The 21,087-nt window shown below is 46.1% G+C and carries 18 protein-coding genes; 11 read left to right on the forward strand and 7 right to left on the reverse strand.

All coding sequences use genetic code 11. The annotated features are described in order from the left end of the window. The first annotated feature begins 47 nt into the window (after positions 1–47). The 7 genes from bioB (at position 48) to K5X84_RS06120 (ending at position 6,864) form a co-directional block, all read left to right on the forward strand. On the forward strand, positions 48–1,085 hold the full coding sequence (gene bioB / locus K5X84_RS06090; RefSeq protein WP_082332139.1) for a biotin synthase BioB: 1,038 nt from the start codon (positions 48–50) through the stop codon (positions 1,083–1,085). Between the two features lie 11 nt (positions 1,086–1,096). Then, complete coding sequence (locus K5X84_RS06095) at positions 1,097–2,215, forward strand: aminotransferase class I/II-fold pyridoxal phosphate-dependent enzyme (protein WP_222236950.1); 1,119 nt, start codon at positions 1,097–1,099, stop codon at positions 2,213–2,215. Then, positions 2,212–2,979, forward strand: coding sequence for a methyltransferase domain-containing protein (locus K5X84_RS06100; protein ID WP_222236951.1), 768 nt, complete (start codon positions 2,212–2,214; stop codon positions 2,977–2,979). Before K5X84_RS06095 ends, K5X84_RS06100 begins: the two co-directional genes overlap by 4 nt. An 18-nt stretch (positions 2,980–2,997) precedes the next feature. Further along, positions 2,998–3,672, forward strand: coding sequence for a dethiobiotin synthase (gene bioD, locus K5X84_RS06105; protein ID WP_222236952.1), 675 nt, complete (start codon positions 2,998–3,000; stop codon positions 3,670–3,672). 59 nt (positions 3,673–3,731) lie between these two features. Beyond that, positions 3,732–4,595 (forward strand): protease HtpX, encoded by an 864-nt coding sequence (gene htpX, locus K5X84_RS06110; protein ID WP_222236953.1) that lies wholly within the window; start codon positions 3,732–3,734, stop codon positions 4,593–4,595. 72 nt (positions 4,596–4,667) lie between these two features. Then, complete coding sequence (locus K5X84_RS06115) at positions 4,668–6,026, forward strand: class II 3-deoxy-7-phosphoheptulonate synthase (RefSeq protein WP_054487693.1); 1,359 nt, start codon at positions 4,668–4,670, stop codon at positions 6,024–6,026. Positions 6,027–6,066: 40 nt separating this feature from the next. Further along, complete coding sequence (locus K5X84_RS06120) at positions 6,067–6,864, forward strand: DUF1338 domain-containing protein (RefSeq protein WP_054487695.1); 798 nt, start codon at positions 6,067–6,069, stop codon at positions 6,862–6,864. Between the two features lie 30 nt (positions 6,865–6,894). Here K5X84_RS06120 and ppsR read toward each other — a convergent pair whose 3' ends face one another. Further along, complete coding sequence (ppsR, locus tag K5X84_RS06125; protein WP_222236954.1) at positions 6,895–7,704, reverse strand: posphoenolpyruvate synthetase regulatory kinase/phosphorylase PpsR; 810 nt, start codon at positions 7,702–7,704, stop codon at positions 6,895–6,897. Positions 7,705–7,812: 108 nt separating this feature from the next. On the opposite strand from ppsR, the gene ppsA reads away from it, so the two are divergent. Both ppsA and ydiJ read left to right on the forward strand, forming a co-directional pair. After that, positions 7,813–10,179, forward strand: a complete 2,367-nt coding sequence (ppsA, locus tag K5X84_RS06130) for a phosphoenolpyruvate synthase (RefSeq protein ID WP_222236955.1) — start codon at positions 7,813–7,815, stop codon at positions 10,177–10,179. A 2-nt stretch (positions 10,180–10,181) separates the two neighbouring features. Then, positions 10,182–13,211: a D-2-hydroxyglutarate dehydrogenase YdiJ gene (gene ydiJ / locus K5X84_RS06135; RefSeq protein WP_222236956.1), complete on the forward strand. Its 3,030-nt coding sequence runs from the start codon at positions 10,182–10,184 to the stop codon at positions 13,209–13,211. Positions 13,212–13,237: 26 nt separating this feature from the next. On the opposite strand, the gene K5X84_RS06140 is transcribed toward ydiJ, so the two are convergent. The 6 genes from K5X84_RS06140 to K5X84_RS06165 form a co-directional block, all read right to left on the reverse strand. Further along, positions 13,238–14,275 carry a Glu/Leu/Phe/Val dehydrogenase dimerization domain-containing protein gene (locus K5X84_RS06140; RefSeq protein WP_054487703.1) on the reverse strand — a complete coding sequence of 346 codons (1,038 nt, stop codon included), beginning with the start codon at positions 14,273–14,275 and terminating at the stop codon, positions 13,238–13,240. A gap of 132 nt (positions 14,276–14,407) precedes the next feature. Beyond that, positions 14,408–15,550, reverse strand: a complete 1,143-nt coding sequence (locus K5X84_RS06145) for a cupin domain-containing protein (RefSeq protein WP_222235341.1) — start codon at positions 15,548–15,550, stop codon at positions 14,408–14,410. Then, positions 15,547–16,917: an adenylosuccinate lyase gene (purB, locus tag K5X84_RS06150; RefSeq protein WP_143441134.1), complete on the reverse strand. Its 1,371-nt coding sequence runs from the start codon at positions 16,915–16,917 to the stop codon at positions 15,547–15,549. Before purB ends, K5X84_RS06145 begins: the two co-directional genes overlap by 4 nt. A 41-nt stretch (positions 16,918–16,958) precedes the next feature. Next, positions 16,959–17,579, reverse strand: coding sequence for a high frequency lysogenization protein HflD (hflD, locus tag K5X84_RS06155; RefSeq protein ID WP_222235342.1), 621 nt, complete (start codon positions 17,577–17,579; stop codon positions 16,959–16,961). Further along, positions 17,576–18,691, reverse strand: coding sequence for a tRNA 2-thiouridine(34) synthase MnmA (gene mnmA / locus K5X84_RS06160; RefSeq protein ID WP_222235343.1), 1,116 nt, complete (start codon positions 18,689–18,691; stop codon positions 17,576–17,578). Before mnmA ends, hflD begins: the two co-directional genes overlap by 4 nt. Before the next feature lie 79 nt (positions 18,692–18,770). Then, on the reverse strand, positions 18,771–19,346 hold the full coding sequence (locus K5X84_RS06165; protein WP_054487714.1) for a pseudouridine synthase: 576 nt from the start codon (positions 19,344–19,346) through the stop codon (positions 18,771–18,773). Between the two features lie 106 nt (positions 19,347–19,452). Between K5X84_RS06165 and K5X84_RS06170 the strand changes: the two genes are divergently transcribed. Then, the gene (locus K5X84_RS06170; protein ID WP_222235344.1) at positions 19,453–20,208 is read left to right on the forward strand and encodes a hypothetical protein; all 756 of its coding nucleotides are present in this window, start codon (positions 19,453–19,455) and stop codon (positions 20,206–20,208) included. 7 nt (positions 20,209–20,215) lie between these two features. Beyond that, positions 20,216–21,055 carry a glucosaminidase domain-containing protein gene (locus K5X84_RS06175; RefSeq protein WP_054487716.1) on the forward strand — a complete coding sequence of 280 codons (840 nt, stop codon included), beginning with the start codon at positions 20,216–20,218 and terminating at the stop codon, positions 21,053–21,055. The last annotated feature ends 32 nt before the right edge of the window (positions 21,056–21,087 follow it).

Consider the following 21,087-nt stretch of genomic DNA (forward strand, 5'->3'; position numbering starts at 1 on the left):
TGAATTATTCTAGTCGACCATAATTTGCCAAGTATATGAGATTTACCATGTCACAAGTTCGCAATGACTGGACCATTGAAGAGGTTCAGGAGCTGTTACAAAAACCATTGAATGATTTAGTTTTTGAAGCACAAACCGTGCATCGCCAGCACTTTAATCCGAACGAAGTTCAGGTCAGTACCTTACTATCGATTAAAACCGGTGCGTGCCCCGAAGACTGCAAATACTGCCCGCAAAGCGCGCATTATCATACGGGGCTGGATCGTGAGCGCTTGATGGCTGTAGAAAGTGTGTTGGCAGAAGCTCAGGCTGCGAAAGAAAAGGGTGCCAGTCGTTTTTGTATGGGCGCCGCATGGCGTAACCCGAAAGACCGCGATATGCCTTACGTTATTGAAATGATCAAAGGCGTCAAAGCATTAGGCCTAGAAAGTTGCATGACACTTGGCATGCTAAGCAATGAACAGGCGAAAATGCTGCAGCAGGCGGGGCTCGATTATTACAATCACAATTTGGATACCTCACCAGAGTTTTACGGTGACATCATTACGACCAGAACCTATCAGGATCGCCTGAATACCCTGAATAATGTTCGCGACGCAGGTATGAAAGTCTGCGCAGGCGGTATTGTTGGTATGGGTGAGAGTGTGACCGATCGTGCGTCTTTATTAGTACAGTTGGCTAACTTACCAAAACACCCTGAAAGTGTTCCCATTAATATGCTGGTAAAAGTTGAAGGTACACCATTTGCCAAGCTGGAAGACTTAGATAACTTTGAGTTTGTACGAACGGTCGCTGTTGCGCGTATTCTAATGCCGGCTTCGCACGTTCGCTTGTCAGCTGGTCGCGAAGACATGAACGACGAAATGCAGGCGTTGTGTTTTCTCGCTGGTGCCAACTCAATATTCTATGGCGAAAAGTTACTGACAACGGCAAACCCTGAAGCAGATGCTGATTTGCGATTGTTTGAGCGTTTGGGAATAACACCGGAACAACGTGATGGATACGATGACGAAGTCCATACTGCAGTAATAGAGGACGCTATTCAGGAACAGCAAAACCCTGTGCGCTATTACGACGCTTCATAGTGGAAAAGGCCGTGTCCGTATACCAACGCCGTCTGAAAGAGCGAAAAGGTTCTTCGCTTTTTCGTGTTCGGAAAGTGCGCAGCTCTGACGTTCAGTGGAAGCTAAATTTTAGCACCAATGATTATCTTGGCCTAAGTCAGCATCGGCACATCAGACAAGCTTTTAAGCAGGCTGTTGATATCTGGGGTGTTGGCAGTACAGGCTCGCCTCTACTCAGTGGCTACAGCAGTGCTCATCAGGAACTCGAAGAGCTGCTGGCTGACTGGTTGGGAAAACCCAGAGCTTTGCTGTTTAACTCGGGTTTTGCTGCGAATCATGGCGTACTGACAACCCTGGTAGATAAGCAACAAAAGGTCTTTGCAGACAAGCTGGTTCACGCCTCAATTATTGACGGTATGCAGCATAGTGAAGCGCAGTTTAAACGTTACCCCCACAATCAACCTTTGCCCGTCGTTGATAAAGCAAATACCGGTGACTGGTTGGTTACTGAAGGCGTTTTTAGTATGGACGGTGACGCCTGTGACTTGAAGCTAATGGCTTCCTTAAAGCAACAGTTTGACATAAAAGTAATGTTGGATGATGCGCATGGGCTTGGTGCTTACGGCTCAGAAGGAAAAGGGTCAACAAGTTTTGGTTCAGATGCTGTCGATGTGCTGACCGGAACCTTTGGTAAAGCTCTGGGTGTTGGCGGGGCATTTGTCTGCGCCAAAGACGATGAGATTGAAAGCTTGATTCAATTTTGTCGCGACTATATCTATTCGACCGCTATGCCGCCGGCACAGGCTGCGGCAATAAAGTCTTCAATCGAAATTGTACGCAGCGCAGAAGGCGATGAAAGACGCGAACAGCTAGCTCACCGTATTCAGTACTTTCGTGAGCAAATGAAGCAACGCAACTTAAAAATAATTGATTCCAATACCGCAATACAGACCTGGCTATTTGACTCCGATACCGAAGCTCTGGCTATGTCTAAGCAGTTACAGGCTAACGGTTACCTATGCAGCGTAATTCGCCCACCAACGGTGCCGGTTGGGACTTCCCGTATTCGCTTCAGTTTAACTTCCAATATGCCACAGGTAGCTCTTGAGAGCTTTTGGCAAGTTGTAGACAGGATCCGCGACAATCTATGAAGCCCATGAATTTTCAGCAAGCTGTTGCGCGCCAGTTCAACAAAGCCGCTAAGCACTATCATCAGCATGCCGATATCCAGCGGCTGACTGCGGACAGTCTGTTGAAGCTCGGGCCGAATAGTGCTGAGATTTTGCTGGATGTCGGATGCGGGCCTGCGTCAACCACCGCTCATCTATTACCCCGGACCGAATGCTATATGGGTGTTGATATTGCCCCGGCGATGCTGGCGACAGCAGCAAACAACTACCCAAATCAGGTTTGGCTGAATGGTGAATGGGAAGCTCTGCCGGTCAGTGCTCATTCCGTTGACTGGCTTTTTGCTAATTTATCAGTGCAATGGGTACATCATTTAGAGAAAGCCATGGGCGAGGCTTACCGAGTTCTAAAGCCTGGCGGTGTTGCAACGATTAATACCGTTGTGGAAGGGACTTTCAGTTCATTTATTAAGAGTTGGAATGCAGTTGATGACAGGCAACACACTCAGACATTTCATTCTCCGGAGAAGGTAGAGCGTGAAGTGCGTTTGTTTAACTGGGAGTCTGCCGACTTTAAACTGGAAAAACACATTCAATACTTTGCTAGTTCACGTGAGCTTATGGGAAGTATTAAAGGCGTTGGTGCCAATTATGTCAGACGCACGAATACCTCCGGTTTGATGACCAAGGGGCGTTTACAACAGCTTGAAGATGCATTTGAAAGCTATAGAACAACAGAGGGACTGCCACTTGAATGGTCGGTTCTTAATATCAGGTTAGTTAAGTAACATTGAGTTTAGGTTAATATGAACACTTACTTTATTACAGGAACGGACACCGACACAGGAAAAACCGTTGCTGCATGTGCTTTTGTTCAAAGCTTAGTTAAGCGAGAAAAAAATGTCGCCGTCATGAAGCCGGTAGCTTCGGGTTGTTACTGGCAAAACGGTCAGTTAGTGAATGAGGATGCTTTGAATTTAATGCAACACAGTAATACAGCCTTCGATTATGACCGGGTTAACCCTTATACTTTTGAGGCTGCTATTGCGCCACATATCGCAGCTACTGATAACGGTGTTGTAATAGAGAAAGAAAAATTAATGACTGCCGTTGAGTGGTTTCGTCAGCAACCGATTGACAGTCTGGTGATAGAAGGCGCAGGGGGGTGGCAATTACCTCTGGCCCAGGGACTACGTATGCCCGAGGTTGTAAAAGATATCAATGCCCGAGTCATTTTGGTGGTTGGATTAAAACTGGGCTGCCTGAATCATGCTTTGCTTAGCCTTCAGTCAATACGACAGGAAGGCTGTGACGTTGTTGGATGGATAGCTGTACAAACGGGCACAGAACCAATGCCAAGACAAGAGGAAAATCTAGCCTCGTTACGCGAACTGCTCTGCACTCAGGAGCTTGCTTATATACCTTATGTACCGGATTGGCCGGAAAAAGATTTGACCATTTATTTTCGCAAACACGATTGAAATTTGGCGAAATAACCCCACATAACTTAGCAGATTAAGTTCCCTCTGGAGTACGGACAATGAAAAGAATTTTGCTGTTTTTAGCCACTAACCTGGCCATTTTGCTGGTAGTTAGTGTGGTCTTTAACATTGTGATTGCAGCAACCGGAATTGACGCTCAGGGGTCAGTCGGACTATTAGTTTTTTGTGCGTTGTTTGGTTTTGGTGGTGCTTTTGTATCGCTTTGGATCTCACGCTGGATGGCTTTGCGCTCAACCGGTGCCCGGGTTATCGAGCAACCACAGAATCAGTCTGAAGAATGGCTGCTTCGCACAGTACAACAGCAGGCACAAAAAGCCGGACTTCCTATGCCTCAAGTCGCGGTTTATCAGTCTCCGGAACCTAATGCTTTTGCTACCGGCCGCAGTAAGAATGCTTCTTTAGTTGCAGTCAGCACGGGCTTATTACAGAACATGAACGCAGATGAAGTAGAAGCAGTTCTGGCACACGAGGTGAGTCACATTGCTAACGGCGATATGGTAACGCTGACGTTAATTCAGGGCGTAATCAACACCTTCGTAATGTTTTTTGCACGGATAATTGCCAGCGCGTTGATGCGTGGTGGAAATAATCAACGAGGTGGCGGCTTTGCTTATTATGGCGTTGTTATGCTTCTTGAAATTGTCTTTGGGGTATTAGCCAGCACTATTGTTATGTGGTTCTCTCGTCAGCGTGAGTTCAGGGCCGATGCGGGCTCTGCAGACTTAGTAGGTAAACAAAAGATGATTGCCGCTTTACGCCGCTTACAACAAGGCAAGGAGTCTCAGCTTGACGGTACCATGCTGGCGTTCGGTATTAATGGTAAACGCTCGACCATATCGAAATTGTTTATGAGTCATCCGCCTTTGGATGAGCGCATTCATGCTCTTGAGCAGAGGCGTTAGTCGTTGCTTTTCAAGGGATACAGCGGTACATTCTTAGTTCTTACTCACCGATAAAACGGATAAATTTTTGTTATGGCCCAGTGGAGTGCGCGCAGTTGGCGCGATAAGCCAATTGAACAACAGCCGAAATACTCAGATCCGTCGCAATTACACGCTGTAGAACAGCAGCTTAGTCAGTTTCCGCCTCTTGTATTCGCTGAAGAAATACGGGCGCTAAGAAACCAGCTTAAGAATGTCTGTGAAGGAGAAGGCTTCCTGTTACAGGGTGGTGACTGCGCAGAATCTTTTAGTGATTTTAACGCCCCTAAAATTCGTGACACCTTTAAAGTGATTCTGCAAATGGCCATCGTCATGACGTTTGCAGGCTCCTGTCCGGTGACAAAAGTGGCTCGTATGGCAGGCCAGTACGCCAAACCGCGCTCAAGTGACTTTGAAACTGTCGGTGATCTAAGTTTGCCCAGCTATCGTGGCGATATCATTAACGGACCAGAGTTTGTCGACGCCGCTCGTCAACCCGACCCTGAACGTATGCTTAAGGCATATCACCATTCTGCAGCAACTTTAAACTTACTTCGTGCATTTGCACAGGGTGGTTTGGCCAACTTACATAAAGTGCATAAGTGGAACTTAAGTTTTCTCGCGTCAAACCCGTTAAAAGAACGCTACCAACAAATTGCCGAAGAAATACAGTCTGCTTTGCGTTTTATGGAAGTGTTGGGAATAAACGCAGATAACAACGCAACCATTCATGAGACGTCACTCTTCACCTCTCATGAGGCTTTATTATTGCCTTACGAGCAAGCTTTGACGCGCACAGACACCTTAACAGGGCTTCCGTATGACTGTTCTGCGCACATGGTCTGGATTGGTGAGCGTACCCGCAAGCTGGATCAAGCCCATGTTGAGTTTATGCGCGGTATTCATAACCCGATTGGTGTGAAAGTAGGCCCAACCATGCCAGCCGACGAGCTTATTGCACTACTCGACATACTGAACCCTGATAACGAGCCTGGTCGTTTAACGCTTATTACCCGTATGGGGGCTGACAATCTGGCCAATAAGCTGCCGGAACTGGTACGTCGGGTTAAGCAGGAAGGCCGAAACGTAGTGTGGTCCAGTGACCCAATGCACGGCAATACCATTAAAGCGGATAACGGTCTGAAAACTCGCAATTTTGACGCCATACATAAAGAATTAAGACATTTCTTTGCCATTCATCAGGCGGAAGGCACTTACCCTGGTGGTATTCACTTAGAAATGACAGGTGAGGATGTTACCGAATGTACCGGTGGCGCTTACCGCATCAGTGAAGCGGATTTATCCAGCCGTTATCGCACACAATGCGATCCGCGACTGAACGCTGATCAAGTGTTAGAATTGGCGTTCTTAGTCGCCGAGTCATTAAAAGCAGCCCGCAACGGCGAGGGCTGATAGTCTCCTTTAACCGATTATTTAAGAGGTATATTGTTGTATGTCGCAACAGGTAGAAGTGTTATTTGAAAACTTGTGGCAAGATTATTTATCACGGACACCTTCAGCAAAGAAGGTTCATCAAATTTTAGGAGAAGGGCATCCTATAGTGAATGATCACGTTGCCTTTCGTACCTTCGATATCAGTCCAGTAGGCTTAGAAGTATTGGCTCAGCACTTTTTAGACTTGGGCTATAAAGAAGGTGGTGATTACCACTTTGAAGCGAAGAAGCTTCGTGCAAAACATTTTGAGCATGAAGACCCCGAACTACCAAAAGTGTTTATCAGCGAATTGATGACTGCTGAATTCTCAGAAGAGCTGCAAAAGAAAGTGAAAGACATGGTGGCTCAAGTGTCAGTTGAAGACACGAAAAAGTCAGACTTCTTGTACTCAGGGACGCATTGGAAAGTCAGCCACGCTGATTATCAGGCTTTGTTAGAAGAAAGTGAGTACGCAGCCTGGATGGCAGCGTTTGGTTATTGCGCCAACCACTTCACGGTCAGTGTGAATCAACTGCCCGGATATGAGTCTCTTGAACAAGTGAACCAGAAGTTGAAAGACAATGGCTTCAAACTGAATGACTCTGGTGGCGAAATTAAAGGTTCTCCGGAAGTTTACCTGGAACAGTCATCAACCATGGCCGATCGCCACCCGGTTGAGTTTTCTGACAAGACTGCTGAGATCCCCAGCTGCTTCTATGAGTTTGCTAAGCGCTACGAAATTGAAAACGGCAAGCTGTATACCGGCTTTGTCGCAGCGTCAGCAGACAAAATTTTTGAAAGCACCAACGCTAACTAGTTTCATTGTCCCAAAAAGAATAGGGCGGCATTAATAGCGATGCCGCTCTAGGTTTGTTTTAGCCAGAATTTTTGCCGCAATTTCTTCCACGGAATAGTGCGTTGAATTAATAAATGGTATAGCCTCGCGGCTATAAAGCCTTTCCACTTCTGCAAGTTCAAATCGGCATTGAGCCATTGAGGCGTACTGACTGCCTTCTCGTCGTTGACTTCTTATTTCATGTAGCCGTTGTGAAGAGAGGGTTAAACCAAATAACTTATGACGATGCAGTTTCAGTTCTTTAGGTAATTGTAACCGTTCAAAATCATCATCATCGGTCAACGGATAGTTCGCAACCTTAATACCATACTGCATGGCAAGGTATAAGCTGGTTGGTGTTTTCCCCGTACGAGACACCCCAATTAAAATCAAATCGGCTTTATCCAGTTGATTCAGGCGCTTCCCGTCATCGTTATCCAGAGCATAATTAATCGCATCTATTCGAAAGTTGTAGTTTTTATGTACGCCATGGGTACGATGCGTTTTAGGTTGAGCTTTAACTCCCAGCTCCTTTTCTACTGGCGCGATGAAATGATCCAGAAAGTCATAACATATGCCGCCACAGTCGGTGATCTTGGCTTTCAGCTTCTCATTTACGAAAGTATGGAAGATTAAAGGAGGCTCGCCACTGTCTAAAACGGCCTTTTTTATTGTTTTACACACGTCATCGGCTTTTTTCTGATTATCGATAAAAGGCAATGTTTTGTGTTCAAAAGTGACAGGGAACATCGATAAAAGCGCGTGACCAAAGGCCTCGGCGGTCAGTGCCGTACCGTCAGAAATGTAAAACGCATAGCGCACAGGCGGATCTCTTTTTAAGCGATTGAAGGTTCGATATTAACTTGTTGGGCCGCAGCGTGTAAAATAGTAGTCACTTCCATGCCGAAAAAATCAATTAAGGATTGTGACGTGCAAGAATACGTAGTTTGGTACCAACATCTGGGAATGCAGGACGTAAACCGAGTCGGTGGTAAAAATGCCTCACTGGGTGAAATGATCAGTAACTTAGCCGGAGCAGGGGTTGAAGTTCCCGGCGGTTTTGCGACAACGGCAGACGCCTATAACCAGTTTCTGGAGCAAAGCGGCTTAAACGATCGTATTCACGATTTGCTCGACACACTTGATGTTGACGATGTTCAGGCCTTAGCAAAGGCTGGTAAGGAAATTCGTCAGTGGATCATCGATACGCCGTTCCAACCGGAATTTGAAGCTGCCATAAAGGACGCTTTTTCCGAACTTAGCGAAAATAACGATGAATTTAGTTTTGCGGTACGCAGCTCCGCAACGGCTGAAGACATGCCGGATGCCTCGTTTGCCGGCCAGCAGGAAACCTTCCTGAACGTACGTGGTCTGGGTAGCGTTATGGAAGCTATTAAGCACGTATTCGCCTCTTTGTTTAACGACCGCGCTATTTCATACCGTGTTCATCAGGGCTACGACCACCGCGGTGTTGCCTTGTCAGCAGGTATACAGCGTATGGTCCGCAGTGACATTGCCTCTTCCGGGGTTATGTTCAGCATTGACACTGAATCAGGCTTTGACGATGTTGTTTTCATTACCTCATCTTTCGGTCTTGGTGAGATGGTCGTACAAGGCGCTGTTAATCCGGACGAATTCTACGTACATAAGCCAACGTTAAAAGCAGGGCGTCCTTCAGTACTGCGTAGAACGCTCGGCAGCAAAAAAATCCAGATGATTTTCTCTGACGACAGAGAGCATGGAAAGCAGACAGTCATTGAAGACATCGAAAAGTCGAAAAGTCTGACCTTCTCGATAACCGATGAAGAAGTTGAAGATTTGGCTAAACAGGCTCTGATTATTGAAGAGCACTACGGTCGTCCAATGGACATCGAGTGGGCAAAAGACGGCATTGACGGCAAACTTTATATTGTTCAGGCACGCCCCGAAACGGTTCAGTCAAACCAAAAAGGGCAAGCTATTGAACGCTTTGCACTAAAAGCCAAAAGTGACGTTGTCTGTACTGGCCGTGCTATTGGCCAGCGTATTGGCCGTGGTGTTGCTCGTGTTCTGAATGACATTAGTGAAATGGATAAAGTCCAGCCGGGCGACGTATTAGTAACCGATATGACCGACCCTGACTGGGAACCGATTATGAAGCGCGCTGCTGCCATTGTGACTAACCGTGGTGGCCGTACTTGTCACGCCGCTATTATAGCCCGTGAACTTGGCATTCCGGCGGTTGTTGGTTGCGGTGATGCAACTGACCATATCAGTAATGGACAAGCGGTTACGGTTTCTTGTGCTGAAGGCGACACAGGTTATATCTACCAGGGCGAACTGGACTTTGATATCACTGAGTCACAAATTGATGCTATGCCAGATCTACCCTTAAAAATTATGATGAACGTGGGCAACCCCGACAGAGCGTTCGATTTTGCCAGCTTGCCCCATGCCGGTATTGGCCTGGCTCGCCTGGAGTTTATTATTAACCGAATGATAGGCGTTCACCCTAAAGCCTTGCTAAATTACGAGCAGCAAAGTGATGAGCTGAAGAAAACGATTGATAGTATGATGGCCGGCTACAGCAGCCCTCGCGAATACTACGTAGCACGTTTAGCTGAAGGCATTTCTACCTTAGGTGCCGCATTCTCACCCGAACGCGTCATTGTGCGTATGTCTGACTTTAAGTCGAACGAATACGCCAACCTTATCGGCGGAAAGCAGTATGAGCCTGGCGAAGAAAACCCAATGCTGGGTTTCCGTGGTGCATCTCGTTATATCTCTGAAGAATTCCGCGACTGCTTTGCACTGGAGTGTGAAGCAATTAAACGCGTTCGTAACGATATGGGTCTGACCAATATCGAAATCATGATCCCATTTGTCAGAACTCTTGAAGAAGGTCGCAAGGTTATTGAACTTCTGGCCGAACAGGGACTGGTTCAGGGCGAAAATGGTTTACGCGTAATTATGATGTGCGAGCTGCCTTCTAACGCTCTGTTGGCAGACGAATTCCTCGACATCTTCGACGGTTTCTCAATTGGTTCTAACGACTTAACCCAGTTAACTTTAGGTCTGGATCGTGATTCCGGCGTTATCGCACATTTATTTGATGAGCGTAACGAAGCGGTGAAAAAGCTGCTGGCAATGGCCATTCAAACGGCCAAGAAGCGCGGTAAATACGTCGGTATTTGTGGTCAGGGACCATCAGATCATCCTGACTTTGCCGCCTGGTTGGTAGAACAGGGGATCGATTCGGTATCACTGAACCCGGATACCGTTATTGAGACATGGATGTACTTGGCGGACCACCTGTAAAAATGACAGTATTACCCAAGGTTGCTGCTGAAAACGCTTTACCAGAGAACTACCGGCACTTTATAGAGCAGTTAAAAGAGTCGGGGTTCGCTGGTGAAATTGATGTCAGTTACTCTGGCCGTTTAATTGCGGCTACGGATAACAGCGTTTATCAAAGTCTGCCTCAGGCAGTGTTGTACCCACTGCATCATGCCGACCTTGTTTTATTAATGAAGCTTGCTGGTGAGGAGAGTAACAGCAGTGTGCAGTTCTCTCCCCGAGGCGGCGGAACCGGCACTAATGGACAGTCATTAACCTCAGGTGTTGTGGTTGATCTAAGCCGACACATGAATAAAGTGCTTGAAGTTAACCCGAAGGAAGGTTGGGTTAAAGTTCAGGCTGGTGTGGTTAAAGATAAACTCAACGATATTTTACGTCCTCAGGGCTACTTTTTTTCACCTGACCTTTCTACCAGCAATCGCGCGACTCTGGGTGGCATGATTAATACCGACGCCTCAGGTCAGGGCTCGTTAGTTTACGGTAAAACCAGTGATCATATTCTTGGCCTGAAAACCGTATTACTTGATGGGCATGTACTAGACAGCGGTCCGGTTTCGCTAGAGCAAGCGGAAAGTATCGCTCGCCAGGACAATCGAATAGCTCGCATTTACCGCCAGGTGATAGACACCTGTGTTGGTGAAGAAACTCATATTCGTGAAAAGTTTCCGCCTTTAAACCGGTTCCTGACCGGCTACGATTTAAAGCATGCCTATGACCCTGGAGATCAAAAAATTGATGTTTCTCGAGTCATCGCAGGCTCGGAAGGGACCTTAGGCTTTGTCAGCGAAGCTAAGCTGAATATCACTCCCATTCCTAAGCACAGAGTGCTGGTTAATGTTAAATATTCAAACTTTCAGTCTGCACTAGAGAATTCTCCTTTCTTAGTGGAAGCTAAAGCAACTTCAGTAGAAACCGTTGACAGTACGGTGCTTGATCTTGCTCGTGAGGATATCATTTGGAAGTCGGTTGAACCTTTACTTTCCGATGTTGAAGGTCAGCGGATGGACGGTATCAACATGGTTGAGTTTACCGGGCTTGATCAAGAGGAAATAGACGAGAAGGTCGGTTCGTTAACCAAACGTCTGGATAAACTGATTAAAAGCAAAGACAACAAAGGTGTTATTGGTTATCAAATTTGCGATGACCTGCCGAGTATACAGCTGATTTATGCTATGCGTAAAAAGTCGGTGGGTTTATTAGGTGCGACAAAAGGCCGACGTAAACCCGTTGCTTTTGCCGAAGACACGGCGGTTCCTCCTGAAAAACTGGCTGACTTTATTAATGAGTTTAGGGCGCTATTAGATGCTAAAGGCCTGCACTACGGAATGTTCGGGCATGCAGACGCCGGTGTTTTACACGTACGGCCAGCCCTGGACATGTGTGAGCCGGACGATGAAATCCTGCTTAGAGAAATTAGTGACCAGGTGGCAGAATTAACCCAGAAGTATGGCGGACTCATGTGGGGCGAGCACGGAAAAGGTTATCGCTCCGAATACGCCCCCGCTTTTTTTGGAGAGCACCTTTATAAAGAATTGCAGAAAATTAAGGCGAGTTTTGACCCGTTTAACCAATTGAACCCCGGGAAAATTTGCACGCCTCTGAATACGGATGCGCAATTAGTCTCTGTTGACGCAGTAAAACGAGGCTTTTTTGACAGGCAGATTCCAATAGCAACCAGAAACAGCTACAAAAATGCAATGGACTGTAACGGTAATGGCTTGTGTTTCAATTATGACCCCAAGTCCGCTATGTGCCCCTCGTATAAAGTCACACGGGACCGTCGTTATTCTCCTAAAGGTCGGGCAGGGCTTCTGCGCGAATGGTTACGGTTGACCCATAACGCGGGTTATGACGCCACTCAAAGGCCTCAGCCGGTAAGCTTTGCTAAACGCCAGCTAAACCGACTTACAGGGCGAAGCGATTTTAGTCATGAAGTAAAACAGTCGATGGATAAATGTCTGGCGTGCAAAGCCTGTACGAATCAGTGTCCGGTTAATGTCGATGTCCCAACATTTCGTGCGCGTTTTTACGATCATTATTACAGTAAATACGCTCGTCCATTAAAGGACTACTTAGTAAAGGGCATAGAAAAAACGGCGCCTCTTGCAAGTAAGTTCCCTGTTTTGAGTAATTTGCTGATTAATAACCCTATAAGCCGGGTTATTCTTAAGTACGGTGTGGGTTATGTCGATACCCCTTTATTTTCAACGCCCAATTTGAGAACTGCATGGAAGCGTCACGGCCTCGTTGAGCTAACAACAGAACAAGTTCTGAGTTTAACTGAAAGAGAACGCGAACAGGCGGTTGTTATTGCGCAGGATCCTTTTACCACATTCTATGAGGCTGACTTTGTATTAAAGCTGGGGCGACTCATTAAGAAGCTCGGTTTTACTCCGGTTTTACTGCCTTTTATAGGGCATGGTAAAGCACAGCATGTCAAAGGTTTCCTTAGTGATTTCGACAAAACGGCGACTAAAGTTACTGAGCAATTTAAACCGCTTTCTGATGCAGGAATTCCACTGATTGGGCCAGACAGCTCTACGGCCTTGATATTCAGAGATGAATACCGAAAATCAAACGGAGGTCAGTTGCCAGAGGTTGAGGTAATGACCGTAGTTGAATGGTTAAGCACGCTAAACTTTGAGAAAGCCGGGCCAACCAGCACCAGCAATTATGGACTGCTATTGCACTGTACAGAGCAAAGCTTTGTTCCAGAGTCGGCGCAACAATGGCAAGAATTGTTCAGTAAATTAGGGTTAACACTGGATATCGTTAATGTTGGTTGTTGTGGTATGGCGGGAACTTTTGGTCACGAAAAACAGAACCAGAGTGACAGCTTCGGCCTTTATGAAATGGGGTGGCAGCAGGCAGTTCAGCAATACGGCAGCAGCGGTGTGCTGGTAACCGGGTTCTCATGCCGGTCTCAAATAAAACGGATAGAAAAAAAGCGGGTGAAACACCCGCTTGAAATCATCTTACAAAGCCTGAGTTAAATCAGGCTTTTTATTTGCAGCAACGTTTACTGCTTACCTTTAGCTATAATTTCACGAGCCATTTGGTCAGCAACTGCACCGGTAGGGCGGTCTTCGTCGTTTGCACGAGCAAAAAGCTGATCCAGGGTGTCGTAAATACCACGAACACGTTTATCGGTTTCTTCTAAGCTCATATTAGCGGCTTCTGAACACACATGAATGACACCACCGGCATTAATCACGTAATCAGGTGCGTAAAGGATACCCATATCTTTTACTGCTTGATCGTGTTTAGGGTTCGCTAACTGGTTATTGGCGCTTCCGGCAATGATTTTAACTTTAAGTTGTTTTAACGTTTCGTCATTGATGGTTGCACCCAGCGCACATGGCGCATAGACGTCAGCATCAACACTGTAGATTTCATCCAAACCAACAGCTTTCGCGCCGAGTTCTTTAACGGCACGCTCTATAGCTTCTTCGTTAATGTCGGTAACGATAAGCTCTGCACCGTCTTCTGCGCAGTACTTAGCAAAGTCATAACCAACAGAACCAAGGCCCTGAACCGCTATTTTTACACCTTTAAGATCTTCACTGCCTAACTTGTGTTTTGCCGCAGCTTTAAGACCCAGATAAGTGCCCAGTGCTGTATGAGGTGAAGGATCGCCAGCTTTATCAGCAGTTCCGGCAACATGACTGGTTTCTTTCGCAACCATGTCGATGTCTTCGGTACGAATGTTCACATCTTCTGCAGTAATATAACGGCCGCTCAATGACTCGATAAAACGACCGTATGCGCGGAACAGTTCTTCGCTTTTAATTTTCTTGGCGTCACCAATAATAACCGCTTTACCGCCACCCAGAGGTAAGCCGGCCATAGCACTTTTATAAGTCATACCGCGCGACAAGCGCAGCACATCGGTTAAAGCTTCGGCCGATGAAGCGTAGTTCCACAAACGGGTACCACCAAGGCTTGGACCTAAAGTTGTGTCATGAATTGCAATAATGGCTTTTAGGCCTGATTCCTGATCATGACAAAAGACAACTTGCTCGTGATGATCGAATTCGGGATGCTCGTATAGAGACATGAATTTCAATTCCTCATTGCTTCAAAAATTGCGCGAACATTACCATTTAGATAGGGCTCGCGCTACTTTATTAAGTGAATAAATTCAGCAATTCAAACGGGTGTTTATCAACTCTTGTTTACACAGAATCGCTCAGGATTCTTCAATGTATAAGTAGATAATTCCCTGATTTATCATTTCAGCAACTAGCTCAGCCTGTGCCGTTAAATTTACTCGTTTCGAAAGCTCCGATGCGGATTTTGAGCCTTGCAGTTGAGCCAGCCATTCTGCTGTGGGTAAAGCTTCCGGGATTACCCTAAAAGCTTCCCCATTGCCATAAAACTCGGTCTGACTCAGTTTTAAGAAACGGGCACCGGACGCTTTCTCAATGAATGCATTCGGTTGCGCCAATAAGTCTGGCACTTGCGCTGCTGTTGTTGGCAATTCTGGCTCGGGAAGAGGGCGTTTTGACTGCGATACAATTCTCGCCAGTAACCTGTCTGTTTCGTCACTCTCAAGGGCTTCTTTCAAAAAGCCTTTTAAGGCGGCTAATTGCTTTTCTTCAATTTCCCAGGAAGTATCGTCGCTGCCAATTTCTGGATCCTGGTATCGTTCCTGAAGGGACTCCTGTTGCATGGCAATATCGCCCAGCTGCAATAATAACTCTGCTTTTGACGGCGCCCGGAACCCAACCGAGTAGTTGAGCGAAGGCTCTAAGGCAACACCATCATGCGGACAGCCCGCGGGAATATATAAAACGTCACCGGCTTTCAGGTGCTCATCAATAACGGCTTTAAACTCACCTTCTACCTGGCAAAGGTCGGCTGCTGGCTGACACTCCCGCATTGATTGTCGCTCACCAACGCGCCACTGTCGGGAACCGGCTCCCTGTATGATAAAAACGTCATACTGATCCAAGTGCGGACCAACACCACCGTTTTCGCATGAGAAACTGACCATGACATCGTCTATGCGCCAATCCGGAAGAAAACGGAAAGGCGTTATCAATTCGCCAACGTCTGGCAGCCACTCATTTACTGATTGAACTAATAAGGTCCAGTGGCTCTCACCAAACTGCTCGTATTCTTCAAACGGGCCATGAGTAACCAACCAGCCAGATTCTGTATCTGCCTGTGACTCAATAACCCGGGAGTCGGCGCCTTCTTCCATGGCCAGTCCAGCTAGAATTTCAGGGCTGACAGGGTCCGTAAAATCAGCAAAGCCTTGTCGAATAAGACAAGGCTTTTTCTGCCAGTAGTTTTTTAAAAAATCGTCTTTATCAAAAGCTAATTTCATACAAGATCATCAACAAACTGAGTTGCGCGGCCAATATAGTTAGCTGGTGTTAAAGCTTTCATTTCATCTTTAGCAGCATCTGGCACGTCTAAAGAGTCAATAAATTTCGCAAGATCATCGCTGGTAATGCGTTTTCCGCGAGTTAAGGTTTTAAGCTTTTCGTACGGCTTTTCAACACCGTATCGGCGCATAACGGTTTGCACCGGTTCCGCCATCAATTCCCAATTTTCATCAAGCTCAGCTGCCAGACGGGCTTCATTAACTTCCAGCTTACTCAAACCTTTTAACGTTGCCTGAAATGCAATAACGGCATGCGCAACACCTACACCTAAATTACGTAAAACGGTAGAATCAGTCAGATCACGTTGCCAGCGGGAAATAGGCAGCTTCTGAGCCAAATGTTGCATAACCGCATTAGCAATACCCAGGTTGCCCTCGGAGTTTTCAAAGTCGATAGGGTTCACTTTATGAGGCATCGTTGAAGAGCCAACTTCACCTTCAACAGTACGCTGTTTAAAGTGGTTCAAAGCAATATAACCCCAGACATCACGATCAAAATCGATAAGTACTGTATTAAAGCGAGCCAGTGCGTCAAAGTATTCTGCAACATAGTCATGAGGCTCAATTTGAGTCGTGTACGCGTTCCAGCTTAAACCGAGTGACGTAACAAATTGCTCTGAGATTTGATGCCAGTCGACATTAGGGTAGGCCGCAAGGTGCGCGTTATAGTTACCGACAGCACCGTTGATTTTACCCATGACATCTACAGCTTTAAGCTGCGTCAGCTGACGTTGTAGACGCACAGCAACGTTCGCAAACTCTTTGCCCATTGTGGTTGGCGTTGCCGGTTGGCCGTGCGTACGGGCCATCATAGGAACGGCTTTGTGTTCTTTCGCCAGCTCTTTAACCCGATCAACTAATTCCTGCATCATCGGTACTAATACTTCGTCACGAGCTGTGTTCAGCATTAAGCCATGAGAAAGGTTGTTAATGTCCTCTGAAGTACAGGCAAAGTGGATGAATTCGGATACTTTATTCAGTTCTTCATTATTAGCGACTTGTTCTTTCAGGAAGTATTCAACCGCTTTCACGTCGTGATTGGTTGTGCGCTCAATGGTCTTTATGCGTTCAGCGTCTTCTACTGAGAAGTTTTCAACAATGGCGTTCAGTATTTGTGTCGCTTCTTCACTTAATGCCGGCACTTCTTTAATGCCATCGACTTCGGCTAATAACTGCAACCAACGAACCTCAACAGTGACACGAAATTTAATCAGTCCGTACTCGCTGAAAATAGGACGTAACATTTCTGCTTTTGAAGCGTATCGTCCATCGACAGGTGACACTGCGGTTAGTGAAGAAAAGGGCAACATAAACTGGCTCTCCGAGAGTTAATTAAGTCATTAATCTTTTATGCGACATGCAACAATTGCTGCGCTGTATCTAACATTTTCTTTCTTGAAAATACGAAATGACGACGTTTGCCGCCTACTTGCTGCCAAAGCACGGCACTGCGAATGCCGGCCAGCAACAAGGTTCTAATGTGGTCTTGATTAGAGTCCCGTTTCAAAAATTCCGGGTTACCATTAATTCGAATAGGCTGTCCCAGAGGACTTATCAATTCGCGATAAATTCCCGCAAAACTTTGCTGTACGCGATAATCTTCAAATTCAAACTCTTCTTTCTGACGTTTTACCTGAGCGATACGTTCGCCCAGTAAATTAAGTACGTCGGGCTGCTTAAGTAAGCGCCGGGACAGGTGGATCAATCCAACTAAATAGCGGGTGACCTCTAAATCTTTATTTTTATTATTTCCGGCCTGACGAATAAATGCCTGAATGCCTGGTTGAATATTCTCCAGACCGCCGTAAATATCTTCTATGTTGTCAGGGTTTTGTTGCAGAAGACTGTGGACCAAAGTGTTGGTAATAGACTCAGGGTAAAGTTCTCCACTGCGAGCCAGCTTCTGCACGGCCATAGCACTTAACGACATACCAGCTAAAGCAATTACTCGCTGCTGCCACTCATTCATAGCTTGACCTCAAAATCGGTAATGCGCTGTTCAATAATGCCGCCACCTAAGCAAACGTCGTTGCTGTAGAATACTGCGGATTGTCCTGGCGTTACCGCTGCAACAGGCTCTTTAAACTGAACCTGAAAGTCGCCGTTATCAAGCGGAGTAACCCTGCACGGTATATCCTGCTGGCGATAGCGCGTTTTAACCGTACAATCGAAAGCCTTTAATGGTGTGGTACGACTCACCCAGTGCAGTTGCCCGGCAATAAGTCCCTGAGAATAGAGGCGGGGATGATTTTTTCCCTGCGCAACAATAAGCACATTTCTCTCTACGTCTTTATCGACAACGTACCAGGGTTCGCCGGAGGTGTCGGCCATTCCGCCAATGTGTAAGCCTTTACGCTGACCCAGAGTGTGGTACATCAAACCTTCATGTTCACCTAACTGTTCGCCATCGACAGACTCAATGGGGCCGGGCTTTGCCGGCAGGTACTGCTGGAGAAAGTCTTTAAATTTGCGCTCGCCAATAAAGCAAATACCTGTAGAGTCTTTTTTATCCGCTGTAACAAGGCCTTGCTCTTCTGCAATTCTCCGAACTTCTGATTTCTCCAGCTCGCCAACCGGAAACAAAGTTTGTGCAATATGCTCATGGCTTAGCGTATAAAGGAAGTAGCTTTGGTCTTTATTACTGTCTAAACCGCGCAGCATTTCCCACTTTCCGTCGTTCTGCTGACGACGCACATAATGTCCGGTCGCAATGTAATCGGCATCTAATGCTTCTGCGGCAAATTCCAGAAAGGCCTTAAATTTAATTTCTTTGTTACACATGATATCCGGGTTCGGTGTTCGCCCGGCTTTGTATTCTTCCAAAAAGTACTCGAACACGTTGTCCCAGTACTCTGCGGCAAAATTGATTGTGTGCAGCTCTATGCCGAGTGTTTCGCAAACCTTTTCGGCATCGGCTAAATCTTCGGATGCAGCGCAGTATTCGTCAGTATCATCTTCTTCCCAGTTTTTCATAAACAGGCCTTCGACCTGATAGCCCTGTTGCAGAAGAAGATAGGCTGATACGGAAGAGTCGACTCCTCCTGACATTCCAACAATGACTTTTTTACTGGCATTTGACATAGACTGACCTGGCTGACTGTAACTCCTGAATTGGCTGCGCATTCTATCATTTTAGGCCGCGCTAGGGTAGCTCAGGTAACTACCAAACAGGCGGTTCTTCACGCCATTCGCCCGGCTGCAGCGTTTTTAACTGAAACGGACCAATTGCCGCACGTATAAGGCGCAGAGTAGGGAGTCCAACATGCGCTGTCATACGGCGAATCTGACGGTTTTTACCTTCACGAATTTTAATGCAAAGCCAGGTGTCAGGCACCGTTTTACGCTCTCTGACTGGAGGATTCCGTGGCCATAAGTTCATTGGCTCGGGCATTACAAAGGCTTCGGCTGGACGCGTCATTCCATCGTTCAATTCAACGCCATTTCGTAACTGCTCCAGTTGTTCTTCACTGGGTTCACCTTCGACTTGAACCCAGTAAGTTTTCCATACTTTATATTTAGGATTTGCCAGGCGCGCCTGATAAACGCCATCGTTGGTTAACAAAAGCAGGCCTTCACTGTCCTTATCCAATCGTCCGGCGGGGTAGACATCATTATGTGGGATGAAAGCCTTTAATGTTTGGTCGCCTTCCTCACCTGTAAATTGCGATAACACACCGTAGGGCTTGTTTAGCAAAACCAACTTAGGATTGGCGGGTCGCTTTTTCTGTGATTTCATGCCTGCCTCAAATTGTTCTGTCGATTTAAATTGGATCGCGTCAATGGATACTCTAGTATATCGGGCGCTAGTTTATCTTACTGTTAAAAAAAGTGTGGGAATTTCTGTGGATGATAACAAAGTAGTCATTGGAGGCTCACTGATTGACGCCCTAAAAGGGAACTATCAGCTTTCAGTGCGGCAAGTATTAGAGCAGTCGTTTAATGTAACCAAGTCAAACTTAGTGTCTTTGATTGGTGGTTTCTTAATTTTGTTAGGCATTAACGTGCTTATGGTCCTGGCTTTAATGAGCGTATTCTCAATTGACGCCATAGAAAGCTCGGCGCAAATTCAATATCTTGCCAGTATTCTTCAGGCTGTTATAAGCGCACCGTTACTTGGCGGGTTGATGCTAATGGGAATTAAACATAGCGTTGGCATTCAAACAAAAACAGCCGATGTTTTTAACGGATTCAATGTACTGCTTCCGCTCATTACCGTTGCCGTTATTAGCAGCTTGCTTAGCATACTGGTCAGTGAATTAATGGTGCTGGTTCACCCTAATTTTGCAATATTAGTATCGCTTTATATTACGGTAATTTTGAGTCTTGCTATGCCGCTAGTCGTTGAACGAGGGGTGGGGCCGTTAAGTGCATTGTACTACTCGATAAAAATAACGCATTTTAAACTTCCCAAATTTATTCTGTTGTTTCTTATTATTCTGGGGTTACTGTTTGTCGCTATAATTCCTTTCGGACTTGGTCTTATTTGGATGCTCCCAATGATCTATAACCTCATTGGAGTGGTCTATCGAGACATTATTGGCGTAACTGTTATTGAGAAACCCCAAAAAGATAATTCGTCTGAAAATATTTCGGCTTGAGGACTACATGCGATTATTAACAATTTTACTGTTCATAGTACTGAGTATAGCTGCATTACTTTTACCCTGGCTTATTAAGGAGCCTGATGTAAAAGTTCCGGATCAATCCGTTACGGCGCATTTACCGGCAATTCCGGAGGTTGAAGTGAAAAGAGATCTCCCGGATTTTATGTCAATGACAGATGTCACCGAAAAGAAGGAAGAGTTCTTTCGTTTTTTGCTGCCTTTAGTTGAAGCTGAAAATATACGTATATTGCATGATAGAGCGTATCTTAAAGCCATTTATGAACGCTATAAAAACGGCGAGCTTACCGCTGCAGACAAGAAGCAAATGGAAGAGTGGATAAATTACTACCGTCTGGAAGACGATATTGCCATTGATGATAATCTGTTTGGTCTTCTGAAACGACGCATCGATATTATTCCGGAAATGATGGTTTTGGTGCAGGCCGCCAATGAATCTGGTTGGGGGACTTCGCGTTTCTCCAGAAAAGGTTTAAACCTATTTGGGCAATGGTGTTACTCGAAAGGTTGTGGTCTCGTGCCTACCGGAAGAGTTGAAGGTGGTCGCCATGAAGTTGCGCAGTTTGACTCGGTTAATGCCTCAGTAAAGAGCTACATGCGCAATATAAATACCCATGGAGCATATCTGGATTTACGTTTACTGCGTGAGCAAAAGCGTTTAAATAATGCAGATATTTTGGCACGAGATCTTATTACTGGACTTTCGAGCTATTCAGAGCGCGGCGAGGATTATATTGAAGAGCTACGAGCAATGATCCGTATAAACCGACCAATTGTGGAACGCGTTAGCGAAGAGTTGAATCCACCACCACAACCCGAATAACGCACTTCGACATAATAAAAAAAAGGCTCCAA

The sequence above is a fragment of the Idiomarina abyssalis genome (assembly GCF_019797805.1).
GTDB classification, from domain to species: domain Bacteria; phylum Pseudomonadota; class Gammaproteobacteria; order Enterobacterales; family Alteromonadaceae; genus Idiomarina; species Idiomarina abyssalis.